The sequence below is a fragment of the Nocardia sp. NPDC004168 genome, assembly GCF_040610355.1.
Taxonomy (GTDB): domain Bacteria; phylum Actinomycetota; class Actinomycetes; order Mycobacteriales; family Mycobacteriaceae; genus Nocardia; species Nocardia sichangensis.
Genome location: NZ_JBEXME010000014.1, coordinates 68,912 through 91,870 on the forward strand (window position 1 = coordinate 68,912; position 22,959 = coordinate 91,870).

Annotated in this window: 18 protein-coding genes, 1 tRNA gene and 1 pseudogene; 5 read left to right on the top strand and 15 right to left on the bottom strand. The window is 66.4% G+C overall.

The features are described 5' to 3' along the window. Positions 1-15: 15 nt before the first annotated feature. The 3 genes from ABZW96_RS23705 to ABZW96_RS23715 form a co-directional block, all read right to left on the bottom strand. Positions 16-1,488: an MFS transporter gene (locus ABZW96_RS23705; RefSeq protein WP_355077807.1), complete on the bottom strand. Its 1,473-nt coding sequence runs from the start codon at positions 1,486-1,488 to the stop codon at positions 16-18. Between the two features lie 66 nt (positions 1,489-1,554). Further along, positions 1,555-3,345, bottom strand: coding sequence for a choline/carnitine O-acyltransferase (locus tag ABZW96_RS23710; protein ID WP_355077809.1), 1,791 nt, complete (start codon positions 3,343-3,345; stop codon positions 1,555-1,557). A 231-nt stretch (positions 3,346-3,576) separates the two neighbouring features. Next, positions 3,577-4,146 (bottom strand): CGNR zinc finger domain-containing protein, encoded by a 570-nt coding sequence (locus tag ABZW96_RS23715; protein WP_355077811.1) that lies wholly within the window; start codon positions 4,144-4,146, stop codon positions 3,577-3,579. A gap of 103 nt (positions 4,147-4,249) precedes the next feature. Here ABZW96_RS23715 and ABZW96_RS23720 point away from each other — a divergent pair, with 103 nt between their 5' ends. Continuing rightward, positions 4,250-5,452 (top strand): epoxide hydrolase, encoded by a 1,203-nt coding sequence (locus tag ABZW96_RS23720; protein ID WP_355077813.1) that lies wholly within the window; start codon positions 4,250-4,252, stop codon positions 5,450-5,452. A gap of 175 nt (positions 5,453-5,627) precedes the next feature. Here ABZW96_RS23720 and ABZW96_RS23725 read toward each other — a convergent pair whose 3' ends face one another. The 3 genes from ABZW96_RS23725 to ABZW96_RS23735 all read right to left on the bottom strand — a co-directional run bounded on the left by ABZW96_RS23725 (position 5,628) and on the right by ABZW96_RS23735 (position 9,215). Beyond that, the gene (locus ABZW96_RS23725) at positions 5,628-6,806 is read right to left on the bottom strand and encodes a cytochrome P450 (RefSeq protein ID WP_355077815.1); all 1,179 of its coding nucleotides are present in this window, start codon (positions 6,804-6,806) and stop codon (positions 5,628-5,630) included. 235 nt (positions 6,807-7,041) lie between these two features. Beyond that, entirely contained in the window at positions 7,042-7,626 is a 585-nt protein-coding gene (locus tag ABZW96_RS23730) for a GNAT family N-acetyltransferase (RefSeq protein ID WP_355077817.1), read from the bottom strand. A 446-nt stretch (positions 7,627-8,072) separates the two neighbouring features. Beyond that, the gene (locus tag ABZW96_RS23735; RefSeq protein ID WP_355077819.1) at positions 8,073-9,215 is read right to left on the bottom strand and encodes an FAD-dependent monooxygenase; all 1,143 of its coding nucleotides are present in this window, start codon (positions 9,213-9,215) and stop codon (positions 8,073-8,075) included. A gap of 95 nt (positions 9,216-9,310) precedes the next feature. On the opposite strand from ABZW96_RS23735, the gene ABZW96_RS23740 reads away from it, so the two are divergent. Then, positions 9,311-9,886, top strand: coding sequence for a helix-turn-helix domain-containing protein (locus ABZW96_RS23740; RefSeq protein WP_355077820.1), 576 nt, complete (start codon positions 9,311-9,313; stop codon positions 9,884-9,886). A 460-nt stretch (positions 9,887-10,346) separates the two neighbouring features. Here the strand turns inward: ABZW96_RS23740 and ABZW96_RS23745 are convergent, their stop codons facing one another. After that, positions 10,347-11,162, bottom strand: coding sequence for a hypothetical protein (locus ABZW96_RS23745; RefSeq protein WP_355077822.1), 816 nt, complete (start codon positions 11,160-11,162; stop codon positions 10,347-10,349). Positions 11,163-11,539: 377 nt separating this feature from the next. Next, complete coding sequence (locus tag ABZW96_RS23750) at positions 11,540-12,157, bottom strand: helix-turn-helix domain-containing protein (RefSeq protein ID WP_355077824.1); 618 nt, start codon at positions 12,155-12,157, stop codon at positions 11,540-11,542. Positions 12,158-12,219: 62 nt separating this feature from the next. Here ABZW96_RS23750 and ABZW96_RS23755 point away from each other — a divergent pair, with 62 nt between their 5' ends. From ABZW96_RS23755 to ABZW96_RS23765, 3 genes are all read left to right on the top strand, one after another. Then, positions 12,220-13,101, top strand: a complete 882-nt coding sequence (locus ABZW96_RS23755) for an SDR family NAD(P)-dependent oxidoreductase (RefSeq protein WP_355077826.1) — start codon at positions 12,220-12,222, stop codon at positions 13,099-13,101. 331 nt (positions 13,102-13,432) lie between these two features. After that, on the top strand, positions 13,433-13,927 hold the full coding sequence (locus tag ABZW96_RS23760; RefSeq protein WP_355077828.1) for a hypothetical protein: 495 nt from the start codon (positions 13,433-13,435) through the stop codon (positions 13,925-13,927). Between the two features lie 61 nt (positions 13,928-13,988). Next, positions 13,989-14,252 carry a hypothetical protein gene (locus ABZW96_RS23765; RefSeq protein WP_355077929.1) on the top strand — a complete coding sequence of 88 codons (264 nt, stop codon included), beginning with the start codon at positions 13,989-13,991 and terminating at the stop codon, positions 14,250-14,252. A gap of 482 nt (positions 14,253-14,734) precedes the next feature. Here the strand turns inward: ABZW96_RS23765 and ABZW96_RS23770 are convergent. From ABZW96_RS23770 to ABZW96_RS23800, 7 genes and pseudogenes are all read right to left on the bottom strand, one after another. Continuing rightward, a tRNA-Ala gene (locus ABZW96_RS23770) sits at positions 14,735-14,807 on the bottom strand. 682 nt (positions 14,808-15,489) lie between these two features. Next, on the bottom strand, positions 15,490-16,191 hold the full coding sequence (locus ABZW96_RS23775; RefSeq protein ID WP_355077829.1) for a thioredoxin domain-containing protein: 702 nt from the start codon (positions 16,189-16,191) through the stop codon (positions 15,490-15,492). A gap of 927 nt (positions 16,192-17,118) precedes the next feature. Further along, positions 17,119-18,294 (bottom strand): annotated as a pseudogene (locus tag ABZW96_RS23780) (MFS transporter); the annotation flags it as partial. Next, positions 18,284-19,927 (bottom strand): phosphoglucomutase (alpha-D-glucose-1,6-bisphosphate-dependent), encoded by a 1,644-nt coding sequence (gene pgm / locus ABZW96_RS23785; RefSeq protein WP_355077830.1) that lies wholly within the window; start codon positions 19,925-19,927, stop codon positions 18,284-18,286. The pseudogene ABZW96_RS23780 and the gene pgm, both read right to left, overlap by 11 nt. Before the next feature lie 47 nt (positions 19,928-19,974). Further along, positions 19,975-20,274: a hypothetical protein gene (locus ABZW96_RS23790; RefSeq protein WP_355077831.1), complete on the bottom strand. Its 300-nt coding sequence runs from the start codon at positions 20,272-20,274 to the stop codon at positions 19,975-19,977. Next, a complete protein-coding gene (locus ABZW96_RS23795) occupies positions 20,271-20,633 on the bottom strand; it encodes a DUF190 domain-containing protein (protein WP_355077832.1) in 363 nt (120 codons plus the stop codon). Before ABZW96_RS23795 ends, ABZW96_RS23790 begins: the two co-directional genes overlap by 4 nt. 742 nt (positions 20,634-21,375) lie before the next feature. Continuing rightward, on the bottom strand, positions 21,376-22,875 hold the full coding sequence (locus ABZW96_RS23800; RefSeq protein WP_355077833.1) for an MFS transporter: 1,500 nt from the start codon (positions 22,873-22,875) through the stop codon (positions 21,376-21,378). Between the last annotated feature and the right edge of the window lie 84 nt (positions 22,876-22,959).

Below are 22,959 nucleotides of genomic sequence, written 5' to 3' on the forward strand. Positions count from 1 at the left end.
ACGAAACCGCGGAGTTCAAGCGGGTGGCCGGCTCCACGATGAGCCTTTTCGCTGAGGAGGTGAAGGAGTTTCGGTCCAAGGCGTCGGGAATTGTCGCATTCCGGTTCGACCGGGGTCGGCAGCCTCGGAATCCATTGACGATACGGCTGCGGATTCGCTTCCGTTGTGATGTCCGGTAACCGGCTGTTTCACCTTCCTCTCGAAGGCGTAAATTCCGCCGAGTCGGACGTCGAGTGAACCATCGGTATTTCGAGCAAGGGTGATCTGCGCGATATCCAGTATCCGCCTGGTCGCGGTGACGATGAATGCTCGATTCACTTGGCCGGGCGCCCCGGGAGTGGGGCCCGCACGAGCCGCGATTCGGCCCAGCCCGATTCCGGCGCCGATACCGATCGTGGCTGCGGCCAGGATGCCTCCTGACGAACCGGCGAAGTCGACGGACTGACTCGCCCCGATACTTCCCATGGCTACGCCGACCCACATCAGACTGAAATGAAAGCCGAGGGCCTCCCCGAGGGCGTCCTCAGAAGCAGCAGCACTCATCCGATCGGTGCAGGCCGGGAAAACAGCACCAGCCAGCACGCCGACCGCGAAAACGGCTATGGCCAGCGAAACCGGGCCGACCGCGAGGGCGCAGAGCGACACGCCGATTCCGAGTCCGACCAGCAGAACGTATGGCGAGATGGTTCTGGAGATCGCGCCGTACCCGTACCCACCGGCCACCGCACCGGCTGCGCCGATGGCCAGCACCAGTCCGATCGCATGCTTGGCATGGAAGTCGTGCATGGCCGTGATGACACTCAGTTCCTCCGCACAGAGGACGGCGGCGGCCGCGGCGTATCCGACACATGCTGTCACGAAGCCGGTCTGCAACCAGGATCGCCGTGGGACCCGCCGTGACACTTCGCTCGTCTCGGTTCGCAGCGGTGGGTTCTGTCTCAGCAACAGGACACCGCAACCCACGGCCACCAACCGGACCACGAGCAGCACCATCGCCGTGTCCCAGATATTCATCACCGCGACGCCCAGCGGCGGCCCGACCAACAGCGACACGTCCGCGGTCACCTCGTACGCGGCGAGCGCCGGCCTTCGCTCCCGTTCGGTCGTGGCGACCGTAATGGCCTGTTTCGCGACATTGATGACCGGTATTTCGAACCATCCCGCCAACGCCGCGAGCAACAGCAACACCGGAAACGGAGCGAATGGCGCGATGAGCCAGCAGATCCCGTTTACCAGGATCGATGGAGCCATGGTGGGGCGCAAGCCCAATCGATCGAGACGCGGGCCGCGCCGCAGCTCGGTTCCGGCCATGCACAGGTAGACCACAGTGCTCAACAAGCCCGCAGCACCGTAGGAAAGGTGCAACGTGTGCCGCACATGCATTACCAACAGCAGGGATTGGGAGTTGAGAACAGTCCGGAACAGCAGACTGATCAGCACCATATTGCATACTGTCCGATTTGCCAGAAGCTCTCGGTAGGCTTTCACTCCCACTCACTTTCGGGTGGAATATCTACTCCTGGCTATCGGACGAGCAGTCATCGATACGCAAAGCTAGCCGACGGATGTCGTCTCGAGCAGGGCGCACAACTCCGGGACGGCGACAGAGAGGGCGTGTGCGAATTCGAGCATGTGTTGTTCGATGCCTTTGGAACCGCTCAGGTGTACGCCGAAGCTGCCGGGCTGCAGGATATAGCCGATCCCGATGCAATCGGCGGTCGGCGGCCCGAAACCGAAGAACCGAACATTGACCGACGACACAGCACTGGTACTGAGATAGTCGTCACGCAGAATCCGCCAGCCGGGAGATTCGTAGATCGCGAGCGGCTTTTCGCCGTGCTGACGCTGAATTCGCTGTAGCTCCACGAGATGCCGTTCGGGAGCGCGCCCCGCCTGGCATTCTCTGGTGTTGGCGACGTGTGCTCCCGCCGCGGCACGTAGCGCTTCGGCGCGAGCGGTGTGCGTAGCGGTCGAGTCGTTCATCAATGCCACGAAACGAACGACTTCGGGGGTGACCGCCCGGAGCGCCTCGGTACGGCCGTGGCGGTAATGTCGCACGGCTACGGATTCGTAGGTGCTGCCGAGGAATCCCCTGGACCGTTGATGAGCCAGTTGGTAAGCCACTTGCACCAACGCATCCGGCGATATTCCGAGACGTTTGGCCGTGTCCGAGCCGAAGTCGTCGAATGTCACCACCTCCGTGGCGATCTCGCCCGCCTGTTTGCCGAAGTCGGCGGCGGCTTGCCGGATCTCGTGCCGCAGGTCCTCATCGAAACGGAATTCGATCGGTGATATCTCGGGCGCTCGGCCGGGCCGGTCCGCCGAGATGGCTGGCGCATTCGCCAGAATCGCGTCGCAGAAGCCGGCAACCGTGGTTCCGTCCAGGCCGGACTCCTCGATGTTGACGCCCGCGCGACCATCGGCGAACACGATGAATGTCAACGCCTTGTCGTACCAGCGGTTCTCGCCGTCACCATGCAGGAGCGCGTTACAGGCCGAGCGTTCGTCTCGGGGCGCGAAGTCCTCGAGCGCGACGCAGAACAGTGCCGTCTCGATCGTCTCGAGCGCGGCGGCGTTGTCCGGATCTTCGAGGAGAGCCTGGCGGGCCCTCGCCCATGCCGCGCGCGGTTGTGTTGTCAGCGCTCCCGGCGACGGCTCCGCGGCCGGATCGGCTCCCCTGATCGCATCCAGCCCGGCGATCAGGTCCTCGATGCGATGTGGGGTACCGTCCGCTGCGAGGACATCCATTCGGAACGCTTGACGACGGAAATGGATGACGATGTGCCGGACCGTTGACGAGCCTGGTTCTCCGGCACTGTGAGCGGAGCGCACGGCGTCGAATTCGATGCCGGGGATTCTGGTGGTGGAGAACAGACACCTGTTCTGGTGCATGGACACCGGACGGCCGCGAAGAATCACGGGCGAAATCATCTCGGCGTCGAGTTCCAGTTTGTACGCGGTGGCGCGCGCGATCAGTTCGGCGGCGCGTTCGAGTTGACCGTGCTCCGAGTCCGTGAGCAAGAAGAAGGAATTCGCACTGAGCGCGATACTGTCGCGGTAGCCGAGATGGCGAGATCTCCAAAAGGCGTCGAGCCAACTGTGGACGCCCGGCGTCCGATCGAATCGCTCTATCTCGGCCTGCCACGTCCGGGCCGGACTGTCCAACGCAAGGAATTGATCCACGGCCGCTGTCGTGACCATCAGTTGCTCGTCGGTCAGCAACGGCGAACATCGCTCGAGAAACCGTTCGCACGTCTCCTCCAACGTCGGGATGGGGAGTCGCGGCAATTCGTCGTCGTAATCGAATGTGCTGCTGGACATCTCGCCGACGGGTTTCTCGCTCACCGTCAGAGTGTCTCATCGCCACCGCAACGACTGGCTCCAGTGGTGGGAATGCCGGGCGCGGCCATTATGGCGGAGTACCGAACCATAAACTACGGTTCGAGATTCGAAGTCACCGGCATGGGACGCCAGGCTGTAGCGGAGGTGCTCCACTCGGCCGGAGACGGTGCGAAACCGGCCCGCGCCGCGCCGGAGATCCGCTCTCGATTCAAGTCATACTACGGCCGACTGCAGTCAGCCTTGGATGTCCTTGCGCTGATTGGCATTGAAACGCGCCTTCTTCTGACGATTCCCGCACGTGTTCATGTCACACCATTTGCGGGTGCGGCTTTGGCTGGTGTCGAAGAAGGCCGCTCGGCAGGTTGGCGAGGCACACAAGGCCAGTCTTCCGTTCCGTTCGCCTGCGACGATGCTGATCGCATCGGCGGCGATCACGCCTAGGGCATCTTCTACGCAGGAAGCGGAGCCGAGTCGCCATCGACGCCTGCCCTCGGATGTCAGAACGGCCGCCGCCCGACCCCGAATGCTGCTGTCATTGATGACTTGGACAGCAGGTGCGGGAAGAGCGTCTCCGAGCGCCGCCGCTGTCGCGACGGCGTGAATCGATTCCCGCAGTTCCCAGGCGAGTTCCAGCTGGGCGGTAGTGCAGGAGTCCACGGCCAGGCCGTACACGACCAGCCAGTCGACGAGTCGCTGCGGCGTGGGAATGCGTTCCACACGGTCGCCATGGCGCTCGGACAGAGTCCCCGTGAAGCTGGTCGCTAGCACGTTACCGAGGCGAAAGTCAGGGAGCCCAGCAGGCATGGAACCACCTTAGCTGGTTGCCGGCCGATGCGGAGCCATGCTAGAACCGTCTTAGCCGGTTCTCGATAGGCCGAAGCCGGTTCCGCGATGAACAGGAGGTCTCATGCCTGCACTTGGCCACCTCGATCCGGTCTTCACCCCCGACCCCGTCGACGTGCAAGTATTCGAAGCCCACGCGGCCGACGCCGTCCTCGACGATCTACGCACGCGACTGGCCACAGCGCGGCTACCGGAGGCCGAGACGGTCTATCGCGCCGCCCCCGGCCCTCGCAGATGGGAACAGGGCGTTCCGCTCGCCGACCTCGTCGACGTCGTGAACTACTGGCGCACCGGGTACGACTGGCGGTCGTTCGAAGCGCGCCTCAACCGGATCGGCCAGTTCCGCACGACCATCGACGATCTGGGAATCCACTTCCTGCACCGCCGATCCGAGCGCACAGATGCCACTCCCCTGATCTTGACGCACGGCTGGCCGGGCAGCATTGCCGAATTCATCGACGTAGTAGACGAGCTGGCAGATCCGAAAGACGCGGACACGCCGGCGTTTCACGTCGTGGCCCCGTCGCTGCCAGGCTTTGGTTACAGCGACAAGCCGGCCACCACCGGCTGGGGAACCGAAAAGATCGCGGCCGCATGGGTGCAACTCATGGAAAGGCTCGGCTACAGCAAGTTCGTAGCCCACGGCGGCGACTGGGGAGGTGTGATCACCACGGTCCTCGGCGGCAGGTTCCCGGCGCACGTTCTCGGCATCCACACAACGACCGCGCAGGCACCGCCCGGGTTGACAACGGAAGGACTGACGGCGACCGAGCGCGAATGGACGGAGGAAACCCGCGATTTCTGGCGCCACCACGCGGCGTACGCGAAGCAGCAGGCGACCCGACCGCAGACCATCGGCTACTCGCTCGTCGACTCACCGGTCGGGCTTCTCGCCTGGATCCTCGACAAGTTCGCCGAGTGGACAGATACCGAAGACAGCCCGTTCGAGACGATCTCCAGAGACCGCGTTCTCGACGACGTCACCCTGTATTGGCTGACGCGGACCGGCGCATCGTCGGCCCGCATCTACTACGAGAGCCACGACTCGCTCGACCCCGAACTTCGGGTCGACGTCCCGTCGGCGATCACCGTGTATCCCCGCGACATCGAGAAGTGCCCGCGCCCCTGGGCACAGGAGCGGTACCGACAGATCGTCCGATGGAACTCGCCCGAAGCCGGGGGACATTTCCCCTCACTCGAGGTTCCCGAGTATTTCGTCAAGGACCTACAAGAAGGCCTCGCAGCAGTGCTGGACGCCAATCGGTGAACGCGACTGGGGTGCCGAGCGCGCGCCCACACCGATCCGCCGGCCGAGCGCGTCCAGGCCGGCGGAGACCTCGTAGCGTTGGTCGAGCCATCCAGCCGGTAGCAGAATCATCCGTATTGAGCGGGGTCCCAGGTACGGGTCGGCTTGTTGGTGATGATGAACAGCAATGCCTTGATCATGATGTCACCTCCTTCCTGGGGCTCGGTCGGGCGTGGCCAGGGCTTGTGGGGGTACGCAGCAGGGTGAACGGCCTGGGGGTCGCGGCATTGGTCACGATCGGGCGGGTATCACCTCCGCTGATGACGCGCATAGCGGTGTTCTCGATGAGGGCGGTGGCCGCATCGGTGACCAGATCGTGGGCGACCGCGGCGCCGGCGCAGGTGAAGGGGCCGGAACTGAAGGGCACAAATGGGCCGTGCTCGCTCGGTCGAATCCAGCGGTCGGGTTGAAATGCTCCTGGTCTGGTCCAGTGGTTGTTGTCGTGATGGAGCAGATAGGGGCTGACGGATAGGAGGTCGCCGGTCTGGAAGGCGATCCCCCCGAACTCGGCGGGATAGGGGACGGGACGGCTGACCATCCAGGACACCGGCCGGTGCCGCAGGGCCTCACGTACCACCCAGTCGACGGGCCATGGCCATGGTGCGCCGGGAGAGTGGAGACTGCCCAGCAGCACCGACCACGCGAGCGAGTAGCCCAGTGGTCCCACAATGGACCGGAACATCAGCACATACAGCCGCGCCACCGTTGTATCGGCGACGCCGTCGGGACAGGCACCGATCACGGCATCGAGCAGATCCCGTGGTTCGGCTGCCGCACTGCGGCCGGTGGCGCTGCGCCGGTCCCGGATCTGCTCGTTCAGCGCGGTGGACAGCTTGACGCGCAACAGCTGCGCCCGCGCCCGCTGCGCCATTCGGGCTGGGCGAAGCGCGCCCACGCGTGCGTTTCGCTCCAGTAAATGCCGCAACTCGGGAGAACCATCGGGGTGCAGCAACAGGTCCGCGGTGCACCGATACACCAGCTCGACCCCCGCTGCGGGCCAGCGGGTGATGGAGGGCATTTCCATCACCGCCGCCGCCAGGGACTCGCGATACTTGGGCGTATGCGTCCGCAGAATCGCGCGCACCGCACGGCCGAAATCGACCTGAGCAGACCGCGAAGGCAGCATAGAACCGAAGAACCCGGACTTCCCCGCATGGAAAGCGCGGTCACTCAGCACCGTCAGCGCCAGACCCGTATCGCCGACACACCACCCGCCCCACGGCAGCCCGAACACCTCTACCGGGCTGGTCCGGCGCAGATTCTCGAGGAAACCCAACGGATCACGCCGGAACCGGCGCATCTCTGCAAAACCCATCGGACGGTCCTCTCATAGAGAGGGTGAGCGATTCATCAGATTTTTTCGAGCGGATTTATCCACTGGCGGTGCGTACAAACGCAGATCAAGCATAGTCTCGAGTAATTTTGCAAGCGAGGCCGTGGGGGTCGACCATGAGGTGAGTACCCGGCACCACCGGGCGTATCGAACACTGTGCCAGCAGTGATATCGGTTCACGATCACCCGCGACGGCCGGGCAACCGGCCATCGAGGTCTAACCGATGTGAACTCCATCCGCCTCGGCGAGAGCTCCCGCTGCCACGCGCGCGTACATGAACATGTCGCGGCGTCGATCGCCGACCTTCTGCCACGATCTGAGGAGCCCTTCGCATTCGAAACCGGCTCTCTCCGCAGTGCGGATCGAAGCGCGGTTCCAAGGTTCCACATAGAGCTGTAGTCGTGGGATATGCAACTCTTCCAGCGCCCAGGTAGCCATTGCCGCCAGAGCATGCGCGGCGACGCCATGGCCGCGGGCAGAGCGGACCACCCAGTAGCTGAGCGATGCGCGGCCTTCGTCGATGTCCTTCAACCACAGGCCGATGCTTCCCAGTGGTGCGTTGTCCGGTCGCCGGACGATCACCATCGGGTATCCGGTTCGATCGGTCGCTGGTTGCCGCTGGCGTTCGACAAACCTCGTTGCGGCCTCGAGCGAGAAGGTCGCAGGCACCGTGGTTATAGGAATCAGGTCGTCGGCAGAAGCTTCCCTCACAAGCTCGAGGTCTGCCGCGGACAACGACCACGGGCGGAGTTCCAAGTCTGCGGTGGCTCTCAGATGCGGTATTTGCAGAGCATCGTCCATGGTCGACCTCCCCACAATATGCACAGGATATCGGCCCGGTGTCACCCTTACCACTTCCATTCCCGAGTACCGCATGCACACGCCCACCCCCGCAATTCGATGGCCTCCGGCAGGCATCGGCCGGTTCACCGCGCGATAGGTAGTACCGAACTCCTCGGGCTGAAAGGCGCTACTTCGATCCGGGCGAACGTCACCTCGCCCGGCGGCAAGTCGCCAATGGTATCGGCCCAGGATCACCACACCCACCGGCCCATCCGATACAAACCAGAATGCAAACCGTGCGTTTCCGTGGGGTCGGGCCGAACAAAACAGGTCATCGCCTCCACCGGCAGCATCACCGGTCACCCGCCGATGATCAACCCGCCACCCCGGGCCGCGGGTTACAGCGTCAACCTTCCCGGACACGGCACTAGTATTCTCGCTGGTTTCTCGCGGCGGGCCTGGAATTACGCGGTACGCGTTCGCCTGATCCCGGCGAGTGCGGGTGCGAGCCGGGCGGCGGTGTTGCGCAACGCGATGCCGGTCCGGGTGCCGGGTAGCAGCATGGCGCGTGCGGCGCGGAATCCCTGTTGTTTGGAATCGACCAGGGGTCGGTGGCCGGTTTCGTAGCGGCGCAGCGCGTCGGCTATGTCGGTCGGTGATTGGCTCAATTCCTCGGCGAGCCGGTAGGCGCCGGCGATGGCCAGGGTTGAGCCGTCGCCGAACAACGACACCGCGGCGGCCGCGTCCCCGACCAGTCCGATGCGCCCGGTGGACCAGCGCGGCGCCCGGACCCGGCTCACGGAGTCGAAGTACAGATCTTCGGCGGTGTGTACCTGGTCCAGCAGTTCCGGCAGTCGCCATGAGGCGTCGGGGAATGCTTCGGCGACGAGGTTCTTGTGCTGAGCCAGGTCGCGGTGGTCGTAGCCGGGCACCGCGTCACCGCGGAACATGAACGTCGCGATCGCATGTCCCTTGGTCGGGTGTATCGAGACCGCCCGGCCGGGTGTGTTGTAGATGATGACTTCGGTGTCGTCACCGAACGGTACGCCGATCGGCAGGGTCGCCACATACATTCCGGCATGGCGCACGAACTGCTGTTCCGGCCCGAAGGCCAGCCGCCGCACGGCCGAGTGCAGACCGTCGGCGCCGATCACCGCATCGAACCGTGCGGGTGGAGCGGCAGCGAAACCGACATCGACGCCCGCCGCGTCCTGGGACAGGTCGGTGATCGTGTCGCCCCAGAGGAATTCGACGCGGTCGCGGGCGGCGTCGAGCAGGATCGAGGCGAGGTCGGCGCGCGGCACCTCGACCTCCCGCTCGCCGGCGCCGCCCTGGAACATGCGCAGCGGAACACCGGCCACCCGCCGGCCTGCCGCATCGACGAACGTCATCCGGTCCACCGCGGAGGCGACCTCCCGCAGCCGTGGCATCACGCCCATCTTCTCGACCACCTCGACCGCCGGCCCCTTCACGTCGACGGGATTGCCACTGGAGCGCTCCGTTGCGGCCCGCTCGACAACCGTCACGTCGAATCCCTTGTGGGCCAGCCAGTATGCAGCCGTCGCGCCGCCGACGCCCGCGCCGGAGATCAGCACCTTCTTGTCCATGTCGCACACCCTTCGAATAACTGGACGATTTTCGTCCACTTCCAGAAGGTAGCATAAGCGGAAGATATTCGTCCAGTTATTACCGGGAGGCGCGCATGGCGGCCGAGACCTTGCGGGCCGATGCCCGCAGCAACCGCGACCAGATCGTCGCGGCGGCGTTGATCCTGTTCCGCGACAAGGGTATCGAGGTGTCGATGAAAGAGGTCGCCGACCATGCCGGTGTCGGCGTCGGCACGCTCTACCGCCGCTTCCCCGACCGCGACGCACTCATCTCCGCCGCCGCGCACGCCTACCTGACCGATCTCGCCGACCGCTGCGCCGCAGCGGCCCGCGAGGAGCGCGACGCCTGGTCGGCGCTGGGCCGTTTCCTGCGCGAATGCGCCCTCGCCGACGTCGGCGCGTTCGCCTCCTCGGTGGAACCCGCCCTGCACACGCGCATACAGGCCGATCCCGTATCGACTCAGGTGCGCGCGACGGTCACCGACTCCATCGCTCGACTCGTGACGCGAGCCCACGACGACGGCACACTCCGCTCCGACGTCGACGCCGCCGATATCGCCCGGCTGATGACCGTGCAGATCTACACACGGCCCACCGAAGACCGCACCGTCGCAGTGGGGCGCGTCGTCGATCTGCTACTGGACGGCATCAGGAGTGCGACGCACCCCTGAACCCTGCCTCACGAATGTCTCATCATGTCCCAAAACCACCGAAAACCTCCCCGACTACGGGTCGGCAGCCGATGGGCTACCGGGCCACTGTCCGGCGAAGAACTCACCTTCGTGCGGTCCCGGCGCACTGACACAAACTCGGTCTAATTCGCTGGGATCGGTGGTGATGAGCGCGTTTTCGGTTGGTGCCGCCCACGGACTCGCAGAGGCGACGGTATTCGTCCTCGGGGTCGATCACGACCTGCTCGATCCCGCGATACGGCCCCCCGGAACGGCGACACGGCCACGTTCCCGGCCACCGGCTATGAACCCGACACCGCCGCCCCCGTGCAGACCGGCTGGATCGAACAGGCCATCGATCGCACCAAATAGGCCCCGCAATAGACGAACAGCGAACAGCCGGTGGCGTCGAGCAGATGCTCGGCCCACCGGCTGTCTCGGCACAAGCTCGGGGACTGGACTACTCAGTCAATGCACTCTGCCTGTCCTGGGCTTCGTGATGTCCGAGCGCGATCTGGTGACGCTGTCTGAATTCCGGAGACACCGCTTCCACCTCGTTCTGTTCCCAACCACGCTGGTGCGGGTCTGGCACCCATAGACCTTCTATGAACTCGCTCCTCTCCGACAACTCTCGAGCACGCTGAACGAAATCCCCCAGCGATGAACGATTCGCCTGGAAAGTTGAACTGCCCGTGGGATAGAACTCAAGGCCGCCTTGCAGGATGTGGTCGAGCTCAGCGCACAGCCCGCACGCGATATCGCCCTCCGCGAGCGGCGTGGCGCAGAATTGCAGGTAGAAACCGATCCTCTCCAAGAGCGGCTCGGAGATGAGGAAGGGGCGTGGACGGTGAGCGAGGTGCAGCAGCGCGAGCCTCGCACACGTCGTCGCATCAGCGCGGCTCGGAACGCTGATGTCGGCCGGCCGCAGCCTGCGCAATGGCTGCATGCGCAGCCGCATCACCTCGTAGCCCCTCCCGACGTCGGGGTACTTGGTGATGTCACGGCGCTCGTGGTGGCGGTGCCAATACTCTCCGTCGTACTCGATAATCAGGTCGTACCGGCGGTTGTTGCCGACGAGGCTTCGCCAGCCCTCACCGATGCGTCGCAGGCGCTCGCCCTCGATCGAGAACACCATGTCTGGCCGCACCCAACCCGGTGGTCCGAGGACACCTTTTCCGAGGATCACGTTCAGCGCGGCGAAGACATCGATCTCCGAGACCGACGCTCCAGGCTTCGGTCCCCCACTCAACGGCCCGCGATATCGCCCACCAAACATAGGCGCCACCGTAGGACCAAGGGCTGACATATCGGCGACTGTGGCTACATCGGTGCACCGTGACGCTCGAACCGCGCTCTGGATCGTTCCCGGCCGCCAGGGAACCACCCCGGCGGGCCTCCACCATTTCCTCGCACGCACGCAAATGGCGAATTCAGTGTGTTCTGAGCCATTTTACTCGCACGGCCCCGCCGCTCTTAGACCAGCTCGCCGACTGACGGAAACAACGCAAGCTATGCTGGCAGGCCATGTTCCGCTCTATGTGGAACACGACAATCTTCCAACGAAGCCGTCGCCGCGCAAATTCACACGTAGGTCGTGTTGCGAAGTAGGTGGTCGCGGGTCGGTGTGGGCTGCCGGCCGCGATCCGTTCGGCGTCATCGATCCGTGCGAGCAGCCTGTGTCTCGACACAGGCGAGGGCGGCGTCGAGGGCCGCCTCCAGCGGTGCGGGCTCGCGCTGGGCCCGGGAGACGAGCATGCCGCCCTCGTAGGCGGTGACGACGACGAGCGCCAGGCGGTCGATATCGGTGTCCTCGCGCAGTTCTCCCGCATCGCGCATGGCGGTGAGGCCATCGGCCACGGCGGCGGTGAGGCGGCGTAATCCGGCGGCCACCAGTTCGAGGAGTTCCGGATCGGTATCGGGGATGTCCTCGGCGAACGAGGCCAGCGGACACCCCGTGCGACAGCCGGTCGCGCGCGCGGCGGCGACCACCGCATCCCGCCACGCGCGCAGATCATGCAGCGAGCGCATCTCGAGCAGCCACTTGTTGGCGACCACGACCTCCGTGCTCGATTGAATGACCGCCGCCAGCAGGTCCCGTTTGTTGTCGAAGTAGTGATAGAGCTGCGAGGCGCTGACGCCCGCCTCGTACTGGATCGCCTCCATCGTGGTGCCGTGCGCACCGTTCGCGAGCATCAGGCGCGCGGCGGCGTCGACGATCCTGGCGCGGCTACGCAGTCCTTTGGCGGTCAGGGTTTCGGTGGACGCAGGCATTGGGAATCTCCGGACTCGATTTTGGTATTGCCATTCCATTCTGCGCTCCGAGAATGAGAGCAATGGACACAACGAATCCATTGGCGGTCCCGTCGGCTTCGACCGCGCTGGTGACCGGAGCGACGAGCGGTATCGGATTCTCGGCCGGTCGCGCGCTGGCGCGGCTCGGCTGGACCGTACTGGTGCACGGGCGCAGCGGGGAGCGTGCGCGGGAGGCGGCAGCGCGCATGGGCGACGCGCCCGGCGGTCTGATCCCCGTCGATGCCGACCTCGAAACACGGTCGGGAGTGCGGCGACTGGTCGATCAAGTGCACCGCGCCGCACCGGACGGTCTCGGCGTCCTGGTCAACAACGCGGGCGCCGCGTTCGATCGGCACGGCCTCACCGCGGACGGCGTGGAACGGACCGTCGCCGTCAACCACCTGGCGGCCGCCGGACTTGCCCACAGCCTGGAGTCGATCATGAAACCGATTGGCGGACAGCCTCATTCATTGCCGAAGGTGATCATGATGACCTCGTATCTGGAAGCGCGGGCCCGCCCGATCGAGGACTGGGCATTGCCGGGGGAGTGGACACAGATGCGCGCGTACGCGTCGAGCAAACTCGCCAATCTCGCCTATACCTACGCGCTGGCCGAGCGGTGGCGTGACCGGATCGAGGTATTCGCGGTGGACCCGGGGGCCGTGCGCACCGGATTCCAGCGCAGCGCGGGCGGTCCGCTGCACCTGATCGGCCTCGTCGGCGCACCGTTGATGAACTCACCGGAGCAGCCGGCGCGCACGGTGGTCGCGACGGCCACCCGACCCGCCCACCCGAGCGGCAGCTATATCCGTGCGGTCCGCGCCGTGGACACCGGACGCGCGAAGCTGTCCTCGGCCCGCTCCCGCGATCATGCCTACCAACGCGACGTCTACGACGCCACCCAGCGCTTCCTGGGCGGCTAACAGTACTCCCCAAAAGACCGGCCAGGTCTACCGCGCGCTTCTCCGGATACTCAGGCCCGGGGACGTGCTTGTGATCTGGGAGCAGAGCCGCATCACCCCGCGAGAGGAGAAGAAGGGGTGAAGCACATCTGGCTCGTACCCCAACTCTTCCCCGCTGACAGCCCTGTGCGAGCCCTGCCAAGAAGTCCGCCGCAGTGGATCGGAGAGAACTCCTCGGGGCTGTTGTTCTCGGAGGGCGACGGCGACGGACACTTCATTGCTCGAACCCGGGGCCCGACCCCATTGCCGTCTACGGCATCGAAAGAATCCCATTCGGAAGTGAGGAGAAGAAGTGACACCACCATGCGAAAGATGCAGCGAGCCAGCCGTCTTTTCGGTCCAGGAGCCCGGCGCCGACCTGGGGCTAGTCCGCTTCTGCACGACATGCCTGGTCAGCTTCGCCAACGCCCAGCTAGCAAAAAAGAACCGCGAGGTAGTGGACGCCTTTCTCGAGTATGGCTCCGCGCGAAGGGTGGAGGAGCATCACGCGGACTTCGCCAGGGGGATCGGCGAAGTACTCGACATCGAGGCGGGGCTGGCCATGGCCGAAATTCTGAACCAGGAGGTGAAAGTACCCGAGGGCGACGGCTTCTGTCTGTCCATGGACACCAAGGATGGACACCACTTCGAGATCGTCGGCGAATCGGAGGACAGCGACATCCTGAGCGCACTCATCATGGCCGAGGACTGGGTAGTCGACTTCGACTTGACCCCCAAGGAGGTCGAGTTCTTCCGGAACGCGCTGGATGCCTGGATCGAGCACCGCCGTGGCAACAAGGCCACCTGAGAGCGCCTGACAGGTTCGTTTGAGTGGCGGTGATTATCGTTGCGGCGCAGTATGTTTCGTCATGACGGCACCGCGGATTGTCGACTTCTCCGCCGAGATCTACCGCTCCTACGCCCGCAACGCCGAGCAGTTCCTCGCCGACGAGCCGATCGACCTGCCCGCGAACAGCGGCCGTGCGGTCATCCGCCGACGGGGGATGCCGTACACGACGATCGACAATCCGGCGGACGTCGATCCAGATGAGGTTTTCACGCTCGACATGATGGTGCTGCAGCACTGCGTGGACGCGGTGATCGAGGGGACGCGAGAACGCGCCAGCGAGTAACGGCGACGGAAATGACTGCACACGCGTCGAGTCTGGGTGCGAGTCCCAGAGGAGGCAATTCATCTGGGCTGGTAGATCAGCCGCAGTGTCGGGGGCCGGCCAGCGGCAGCGGGTTTCGCGCCAACGCGCGTACCAATCCCTGTCCGGACTGCTGGACCGGACCCCACGCTCAGCGTGGGTAGCCCGTCCAACAGCACAACGGGTGTGGTGCGGAGCCCTATGGGGAACGCACCAACAACATCCATACCCGCTCGTCTGCCAGTGACATTGTTTCATCACAACCGCGCGGCATCCGTGCGGCTGGTGACGGCAATCAGCTACCGATCGGGACACCTGGTTGCGGCGGATACAGCGGCAGAGCAGGACCGCGATAGGCAGCACCGGCGAACGGGACCTAAAACGAAAACGGGGGGTAAACGCGGGGCTAGACAAATAAAACAGGTCAGGCCCGGTCGTAGACCGGGCCTGACCTGCTATTTAAGTGGAGCTAAGGGGACTCGAACCCCTGACCCCCACACTGCCAGTGTGGTGCGCTACCAGCTGCGCCATAGCCCCTGGTTGTTTCGCTCCGGGTGTCCCCGCTGCGCTTGAATGAAGTTACACCAACGGTGTGTCGGCAACCAAATCGCCTCGATTCGGGGGTGGCAGGAGGCGGCGGTTGAGGTTAGTATCGAACATGTGTTCGAAGTGATTTCGATCGTGCGGGGTGTGGGGAGGTAGGCAGTTGGACGCTCGGGTTGGGCAGAGCAGATGGGGTTGCTGGTTTGTTCTTTCCCGAGTGTCCAGCGGTCGTCTGGTGCGAGTCGGATGTACGTGAGGGTGTGGGCGTTGCAGTGCCGGACAGGGATGTGCCGATCGGTCGGCACGTTCGCGGATCGGGACGAATGCCGAAACAGCCAGCGGCACAGCCGGTCTCGTCACTGGACATGGAGACATCTCGAGGCGCGGTCCAGGACAGGGGGCCGGATCGCGCTGTCGAGTGCGCGGGCCGGGTGGCGGCAGGTGGAGCCGTTGCCCGGCCCCAGGCCAACTGAAAGCTCGGCGATGGCGATCTCGGGGGCTGGGGATGTCGGGTCGCGCCGTCGAGTGGGCCGGGGCGTCGATTTGGTGGAGTCGGCGTTCCGGCCCTTCCGTTCGCCGCGAGACCGCATCGCCTTGCCGAGTCCGTGGCGGATCGGCGCTTCGTGGGGAAATCACCGGAGCCCGCTCTACCGGGGACAGCGCAGGCGTCCGCTGCTCAACGGGTGAGCGAGGCCACCCAGTTCTCGTCGTTGGTGTCGACCTTGGTCGTGCCGTCGAAGACCGCGGGTGTGGCCGCGGAGCCGCCCAGTGCCGCGCCGAGCGCCGCCGTCTGCGCCATGGCGCTGCTGCGGGCGGACTCGACCTTGGCGCCGATGGCGATGCATTGCCGCACGGACTCGGCGGCCCCGGCGTCGCCCGCAATAGCGGCGAGTTCCTCGTTGCTCAGGTCGGCGCCGCCTTCGCTGGGGCGCTTGGTAGTGAACAGTTCGGTGTGGAACTTGGAGTAGATCGGGCCCGAACCCGCCTCGGCCACACACTGGTTCGCGGCGATGGCGCGGGTGGAGTAATCCTTGCTCCGCGAGCGGGCGTCGAGGAAGTTCACCAGGCGATAACGGACCGCCAGCGCGCCCACATCGATCTTCTGCGCGATCTCTTGACCGTAGATGCGCTCCAAACTGCCGCAGCCGGGGCACAGCGGGTCCTCGAAAATGTCGATGGTCTTCTTCGCGTCCGGGCGGCCGAGCAGGATCGAACCGTTCTGCTCGAGCACCGAGTGCACCGCCTCGTTCCGCACCGAACCGTAGCCGTCGTTGCGGACGGCCGCGTCGTCCCGCCCCCAGCGGATCGCCGCGATGACGATCACCACGATCAACACGAGAGCGACCGCACCGAGCGCATAGGTGGTCGCACTGGACATCGGCCGGGGTGTGTACTTCGAACGCGATTCGCTCACATTGACACTTTGCCGCAACGAACCGTCATCCCCGCCGCCGGGCCACCGATCCGATCTCCGCCGACCACCCGTGCGCGCCGGACCTGGCCAGCCGCAAACGGCACGGCCACGCGTTCGGTTCTGTCCTCGCATGGGCTTCGCACTTCGATCGCTCGACAGCGGATGGAATGCGACCGTCGTCGCCGACCTCGTGCCGGCTCGGCAGCGATGGTTCCGGCGGCCGGGCTTCGGTGCTCAGCGGCGCGGCACTCGTCGCGACCCTGCGAGCTTCGTCTACGTCCCGACCGTGGCGGGTTCGCCGATGGCATCGGCCGCTGCGCGGGTGAGACCTGGGCGACCTGCGCGCGACTGCGCTGGTGACCGCATATCACCGACCGGACGCTCGCCTCCCAGCGCCTGGCGACGCCAAGCGGTCCCGCCTCGACAGGCGCTGTGCCGCAGGTGACGGCTTCAGCGCCTGCGGCGGGTTCGCCGCACCGGCCGCGGACGTTTGCCACGGGACATCGGTCGCCCCGGGGTGCTCGGGTACGGGGCTCCGTCCGCGACCGCCGTACCCGGCGCGGTCCGCGACGGTCCGGTATCGGCCGCCGTACCACGACGATCACCGCTCACAACCGACGGAGGGCTCCCCGTTCCATCGGATTCAGCAGCCGTCCCGACGCCATTCGCCGTCGATCGGCGACGACCAGCCACCGCACGGGCGTCTTTGACGCCCGCTGCGCGATCACCCGGAAGCTCGGCAGACTCGGCCACCGCCGGCACCGGGCTGTCGGCGACCGGCGCGCCGGACATCTCGTTCAGCGCACGCTCGATACGAGCAGCGCGCCGTTCGGTGTCGTCCGCTCCGCCGGAACGTTCGGACGGGATCTCCGAGGGAACCGAACTTCCCCGCCGCAACGGCTCGGGCACCACAGCCCAGACGAGCGCGGCGACAGCGAGCAAAGCGCCGGTCACACCGAGCGCGAGTTCGTAGGACACCTGCTGCGCCAGGGCGCCCACGGCGACCGGACCGATGACGGTGCCGAGGTCGGCGGCCATCTGGAAACCGGCGAGCACCGGGCCGCCGCGCGCCTTGGGCCCGATGATGTCGGCGACGGCCGCCTGCTGGGTCGGCGTGAACATGCCGGACCCGAGCCCGGCCAGGAACGAGGTGGCGAGCAGCCACGGGAGGTCGGTCGCCAGGCCGAGCCCCGCCGTTCCCGCCGCACACACCAGCGAGCCGACGATCACGAATGGTTTGCGCCCCCACCGGTCGGACAGCCGCCCCGAGGCGAACAGCACCGTGACGTTCCCCGCGGCGAACACCGTCAACGCGACACCGGCCATACCCGGCGCCTGGTGCAGCACCTCGACGACGAGCAGCGGCACCAACGCCATCCGGACACCGAACACGGCGGCCCCATTGGCGAAATTCGACAGCAACACCGCCCGGTACTCCGGCCGCGCCAACCCCTCGCGGAAGGACATCATGCGAACACCGCCGACGGGCTCCGGCGCGGCCAGTTCCGAATGCCGCAAGCTCAGGTACACCACCACGCTTACGGCGAGCAACGCGACGGCGTAGATGACGAACGGCCAGCGCAGCCCGAGTCCGGACAACCCGCCACCGACCAGCGGCCCGCTCACCGAGCCGACCAGGAAGCTGGTGGACCACAACCCGGAGACCCGGCCGCGCTGCTCGGGCGGGGAGATGCGGATGACGAGCGCCAGCGACGACACGGTGAACATGGTCGATCCGATGCCGCCGAGCGACCGCAACAGCATGAGCTGCCAATAGCTCTGCGCCAACGCGCTGGCGCCGGTGGACACCGCGACGATCAGCAGCCCGCCGAGATAGACCGAGCGCTCCCCCAGCCGCTGCACCAGCCGTCCGCTGAGCGGCGCGAACAGCAACCGCATCAGCGCGAACGCGGACACGATCGCCGAGGCGGCCGCCACGCCGACGCCGAAGCCGCGCGCGAACTGCGGCAGCACCGGGGCGACCAGACCGAACCCGATGGCGATGACGAACGCGCCCCCGACCAGCACCCAGATCTCGGTGGGCAGGGGCTTGGATCTACCGGTCACCGGACAGCGCCTGCCCCACCAATTCCTCCGCGGCCGTCTGCACCTCGGCGAGGTGCTCCGGGCCGTGGAACGATTCCGCGTAGATCTTGTACTTGTCCTCGGTGCCGGACGGGCGAGCGGCGAACCACGCGTTCTCGGTGGTCACCTTGAGACCGCCCAGCGGCGCTCCGTTGCCCCGCGCCCTGGTGAGCACGGCGGTGACCGGCTCCCCGGCGACCTCCTTCGTGGTGATCATGTCCGGAGTCAACTTCGCGAGCAGCTCTTTCTGTTCCGCGGTGGCCGGTGCGTCGATCCGCGCGTAGGCGGGGCTGCCGTAGCGGCGTTCGAGTTCGACGTAGCGCGCCGACGGGCTCTGCCCGGTGACCGCGGCGATCTCGCCGGCCAGCAGGGCGAGCAGGATGCCGTCCTTGTCGGTGGTCCAGACCGTGCCGTCCATCCGCAGGAACGACGCGCCCGCGCTCTCCTCGCCGCCGAAGGCCAGGCTGCCGCTGAACAATCCGGGAACGAAGAACTTGAACCCCACGGGCACCTCGTGCACGTCGCGCCCGAGCACGGAGACCACCCGGTCGATCATCGACGATGTCACCGCGGTCTTGCCGATCTTGGTGAGCGCGTCCCACCCCATCCGGTTGGCGACCAGGTATTCGATGGCCACCGCGAGGAAGTGGTTCGGATTCATCAACCCGCCGTCGGGCGTGACGATGCCGTGGCGGTCGGCATCGGCGTCGTTGCCGGTGGAGATGTCGTAGTCGTCCTTGATCGCGATCAGCGAGGCCATCGCGTAACGGGAGGACGGGTCCATCCGGATCTTGCCGTCGCTGTCGAGCGTCATGAACCGCCAGGTGGGGTCCACGAAGGGATTGACCACTTCGAGCTCGAGGTCGTAGCGCTGGCCGATCTCCTCCCAATAGTCGACGCTGGCGCCGCCCATCGGGTCGGCGCCGAGGCGGATGCCCGCGCCGCGGATCGCGTCCAGGTTCAGCACGTTGGGCAGGTCGTCGATGTAGTGGTCGAGGTAGTCGTAGCGTTCCACGCCGGTGGCCAGCGCGCGCTCCAGCGTGGTGCGCTTGACCCCGGTGAGCCCGTCGCGCAGCAGTTCGTTCGCACGTGCGGCGATGGCGTCGGTGGCCGTGTTGTCGGCCGGGCCCCCGTGCGGCGGGTTGTATTTGAAGCCGCCGTCGCGGGGCGGGTTGTGCGACGGGGTGACCACGATGCCGTCGGCCTGATGCTTGGCGCCGCCCCGATTGTGGCGCAGCACAGCGTGACTCAGCGCCGGCGTGGGGGTGTAGCGGTCGCGCGCGTCGATCACCGCGGTGACGTCGTTGGCGGCGAGCACCTCCAGCGCTGTGGTCCAGGCGGGCTCGGACAGCGCGTGCGTGTCCCTGGCGAGGTAGACCGGCCCGGTGATGCCGCGGGTGGCGCGATACTCCACGATCGACTGGGTGATCGCGAGGATGTGCGCCTCGTTGAAGGCGCCGTCCAGGCTGGAGCCGCGATGTCCCGATGTGCCGAACGTCACCCGCTGGGCCGGATCGTCCGTATCCGGAACACGGCTGTAGTACGCCGTCACCAGGTGTGCGATGTCTTCCAGATCGGTGGGACGTGCGGCACGCCCGGCTCGATCGTGGGCCATGCTCGGGTCTCCCTTCCGTATCGGCTGCGCCCGGCTCGTCATCAGGATCATGTCCACGACCGCCCGGTCACCGCCGACCCCACGGCCACGTCGTTCATATCGGCCGCCGGCCGGAACGCCTCGCAGCCCTCCATGCTGAACGTGGTCGGCACGGTGCGGAAGCCCGCTTCCGCGGCGGCGAGCGGTCGGTCACCCGCCGGCGCGCCGCTCAGATCGCCGAGCCGCGCCGAACCGACAATGGTAACGGCCGACGTGCCCGGCGGCATCGGCGAGGCGAAATCCGCTGGTGCCGCGAGGGCTACGGCAGAACCGGCCGGGGCATCGGGCTTGCCGCGGGGTCTGGTCATCGCTCACCTTCCTGCCACTGGTCCACCGGTGCCAATGTGACGTTGACCGAGGTGAACAGTTCGGCGTTCCGCTCGACGAAGGCGCGCAGGCGTTCGAAATCGTCGACCAGCACCAGCATCAGCGGAAGGTGGTCGGCGATATCCAGGATCCGGGTGGTGTGCACATGCGAGGACGCGCCGTATCCCTCGATGCCGCGCCACACGCTGGCGCCCGCCAGGCCGCTGTCCCTGGCCCGGCGCACGATCTCGTGATACAGGGGCGTGTGCCGCCATTTGTCGTCCTCGTCGAGCAGCACGGTGAGCCGTGCCGCGGGCCGCCACCGTCCCGCCGCGGCGGCATCCGCTTGCGAACCACTCATGCCTGCCCCCTTCCGTCGTGCCGTTCCCGTCGATCGCCGAGCCGAACCAGGTACTCACCGTGCCATGCCCGCGCCGGGCTCCGACGCCCCGGCTACGCCACCGCCACCCCCGAGGCGGACGAGCGCGGGAAGTGCCGCGCCCGGTCCGAGGAGTCTACGAACCTCGCGGGTGGGGTGGAGAAGGTGGTGCGACCGCCGGGTGCGCCGATACCGAGAAGGGTGCACAGCAGCCCTTTGGCTACCCACACCGAAGCGGTCGGAATCATCGGGTTTCCGATTGCAAAGCATCCCATGACATTTACCGCGTACGCCGGGTAGTGGACCGCCCACCTCTGCACGAGACCGGATCGAGCACAATGCCGATGGCGTTCAGCAAAGCCCGCCACATCTACTTACCTCGTATTTTGCACCAATAATGGTGATTCGGGAGCGCTTTGCCGTGTGCGGCGGACGAGCACCGCGTGTCGTGCGCGATAATCGGCGAAGGGCTCCGCGATCCGGATCATTGCCGCAGCCCATGGCGGAAGACTCGTCCCCACACCGGAGTAGAGCGCCAGGAGTGGCCGATCGGGCAACCGCAGAGCACAGTCCCGCCACCCCTCCTCGCGAGGGCACCGCCGCGCTCGCCGACGAACCCGCGATCGCCCGGCTCGGACAGCGACGACGGCCGCCGCCCCCGCGACGGAATCGCGGGGACGGCGGCCGCTGTGCCGGAAACCGGATCGGCGGTGCCGCACTCGGTTCAGTGGGCGAGCACCGGCTCTCCCTCGGCGGGCACCGGCGCCGTGCTCGGCATGAGCACCGCGGTGAGGATGCCGCCCACCACGAAGATCGCCGTGGCCCACCAGAAACTGGTGGTGTAGCTCTCGATCGCGGACTGGGCGATGGTGAGCGGGTCCGGGGTGCGGGCGGACAGGTAGTCCGTGGCCGCGGACGCCGCGATGGTGCTCAGCAGCGCGGTGCCGATCGATCCACCGACCTGCTGGCTGGTGTTGATCATGGCCGAAGCCACGCCGGCGTCCTCGTGCTGGACGCCCGAGGTGGCGCCCTGGAAGGCGGTCGACATCGAACCGCCGAGGCCGAACCCGAGCAGGATCAGCGCGGGCAGGATGTGGGTGACGTAGCCGGTGTCCAATCCGATCCGGGTCAGCCACGCCATGCCCGCCGCCGCGATCAGGAAGCCACCGCTGACCACGACCTTCGGGCCGAGTTTCGGCAGCAGCAGCGACGGGCCGGTAGTCGAGGAGGCCACCATGGCGGCGACCATCGGCAGGAACGCCACGCCGGTCATGATCGGCGAGTAGCCCAGGGTCAGCTGCATGTAGTAGGTGAGGAAGAGGAAGATCGCGAACATCCCGATGCCCATGACGAAGACCGTCAGGTAGGAGGTGCCGCGCATCCGGTCGAGCACGATCCGCAGCGGAAGCAGCGGGTGCGCGACCCGGGTCTCCAACCAGGCGAACACCGCGATCAGCGCCGCACCGCCGAGCAGGAACGCCAGGGTGACGCCGTTGGTCCACCCGTCCGATTCCGCGTGCGAGAACCCGTAGACGATACCGAACAGGCCCGCGGTGACCACCACCGTGCCGGGGATGTCGAGCTTGGGCCGCTCGGTGCTCGTGTGCTTGGCCAGCAACAGCACGGCCCCCACCAGGGCGACGGCGGCGAAGGCGAGGTTCACGAACATCACCCAGCGCCACGAGGCCCATTCGGTCAGTGCGCCGCCGAGCAGCAGCCCGATCGCGCCGCCGGTGCCGGCGACGGCGCCGAAGATGCCGAACGCCTTCGCCCGCTCGGACGGTTCGGTGAAGGTCACGGTGAGCAGCGAGAGCGCGGCGGGAGCCAGCAGCGCGCCGAAGACACCCTGTCCGACACGAGCCGCGACGAGCATCTCGAAACTGGTGGCCGCGCCACCGACGGCGGAGGCGACCGCGAAGCCGACCAGTCCGATGATGAAGGTGGTGCGCCTGCCGAACAGGTCGCTGAGGCGTCCGCCGAGCAGCAGTAGGCTGCCGAACGCCAGGGCGTAGCCGGTGACCACCCAGGAGCGGTCGCCGTCACTGAAGCCGAGGTCCTGCTGGGCAGCGGGCAGGGCGATGTTCACCACGGTCGCGTCCAGCACCACCATGAGCTGAGCGACGCCGAGGACGGCCAGCACCCACCAGCGCAGGGCGTGCGAGCCGCGCCGCCCACTTCCCGTTCGCTCCGGGGCCGGGGCCCCGCGGTCGATCGCGGTAGTCATGTGTACCCTTTGTCTCGAGCATTGATCCGGAGAATGCTCCTCCGCTTACTCGAAGAAGCTATCACGATAACGGAGACAACACCT

Coding starts and splice junctions, on each gene's coding strand:
- ABZW96_RS23715 (WP_355077811.1), bottom strand. CDS start 4,146: ATGCCTGCTGGGCTCCCTGACTTTCGCCTCGGTAACGTGCTAGCGACC.
- ABZW96_RS23720 (WP_355077813.1), top strand. CDS start 4,250: ATGCCTGCACTTGGCCACCTCGATCCGGTCTTCACCCCCGACCCCGTC.
- ABZW96_RS23725 (WP_355077815.1), bottom strand. CDS start 6,806: ATGGGTTTTGCAGAGATGCGCCGGTTCCGGCGTGATCCGTTGGGTTTC.
- ABZW96_RS23730 (WP_355077817.1), bottom strand. CDS start 7,626: ATGGACGATGCTCTGCAAATACCGCATCTGAGAGCCACCGCAGACTTG.
- ABZW96_RS23735 (WP_355077819.1), bottom strand. CDS start 9,215: ATGGACAAGAAGGTGCTGATCTCCGGCGCGGGCGTCGGCGGCGCGACG.
- ABZW96_RS23740 (WP_355077820.1), top strand. CDS start 9,311: ATGGCGGCCGAGACCTTGCGGGCCGATGCCCGCAGCAACCGCGACCAG.
- ABZW96_RS23745 (WP_355077822.1), bottom strand. CDS start 11,162: ATGTTTGGTGGGCGATATCGCGGGCCGTTGAGTGGGGGACCGAAGCCT.
- ABZW96_RS23750 (WP_355077824.1), bottom strand. CDS start 12,157: ATGCCTGCGTCCACCGAAACCCTGACCGCCAAAGGACTGCGTAGCCGC.
- ABZW96_RS23755 (WP_355077826.1), top strand. CDS start 12,220: ATGGACACAACGAATCCATTGGCGGTCCCGTCGGCTTCGACCGCGCTG.
- ABZW96_RS23765 (WP_355077929.1), top strand. CDS start 13,989: ATGACGGCACCGCGGATTGTCGACTTCTCCGCCGAGATCTACCGCTCC.
- ABZW96_RS23775 (WP_355077829.1), bottom strand. CDS start 16,191: ATGTCCAGTGCGACCACCTATGCGCTCGGTGCGGTCGCTCTCGTGTTG.
- pgm (WP_355077830.1), bottom strand. CDS start 19,927: ATGGCCCACGATCGAGCCGGGCGTGCCGCACGTCCCACCGATCTGGAA.
- ABZW96_RS23790 (WP_355077831.1), bottom strand. CDS start 20,274: ATGACCAGACCCCGCGGCAAGCCCGATGCCCCGGCCGGTTCTGCCGTA.
- ABZW96_RS23795 (WP_355077832.1), bottom strand. CDS start 20,633: ATGAGTGGTTCGCAAGCGGATGCCGCCGCGGCGGGACGGTGGCGGCCC.
- ABZW96_RS23800 (WP_355077833.1), bottom strand. CDS start 22,875: ATGACTACCGCGATCGACCGCGGGGCCCCGGCCCCGGAGCGAACGGGA.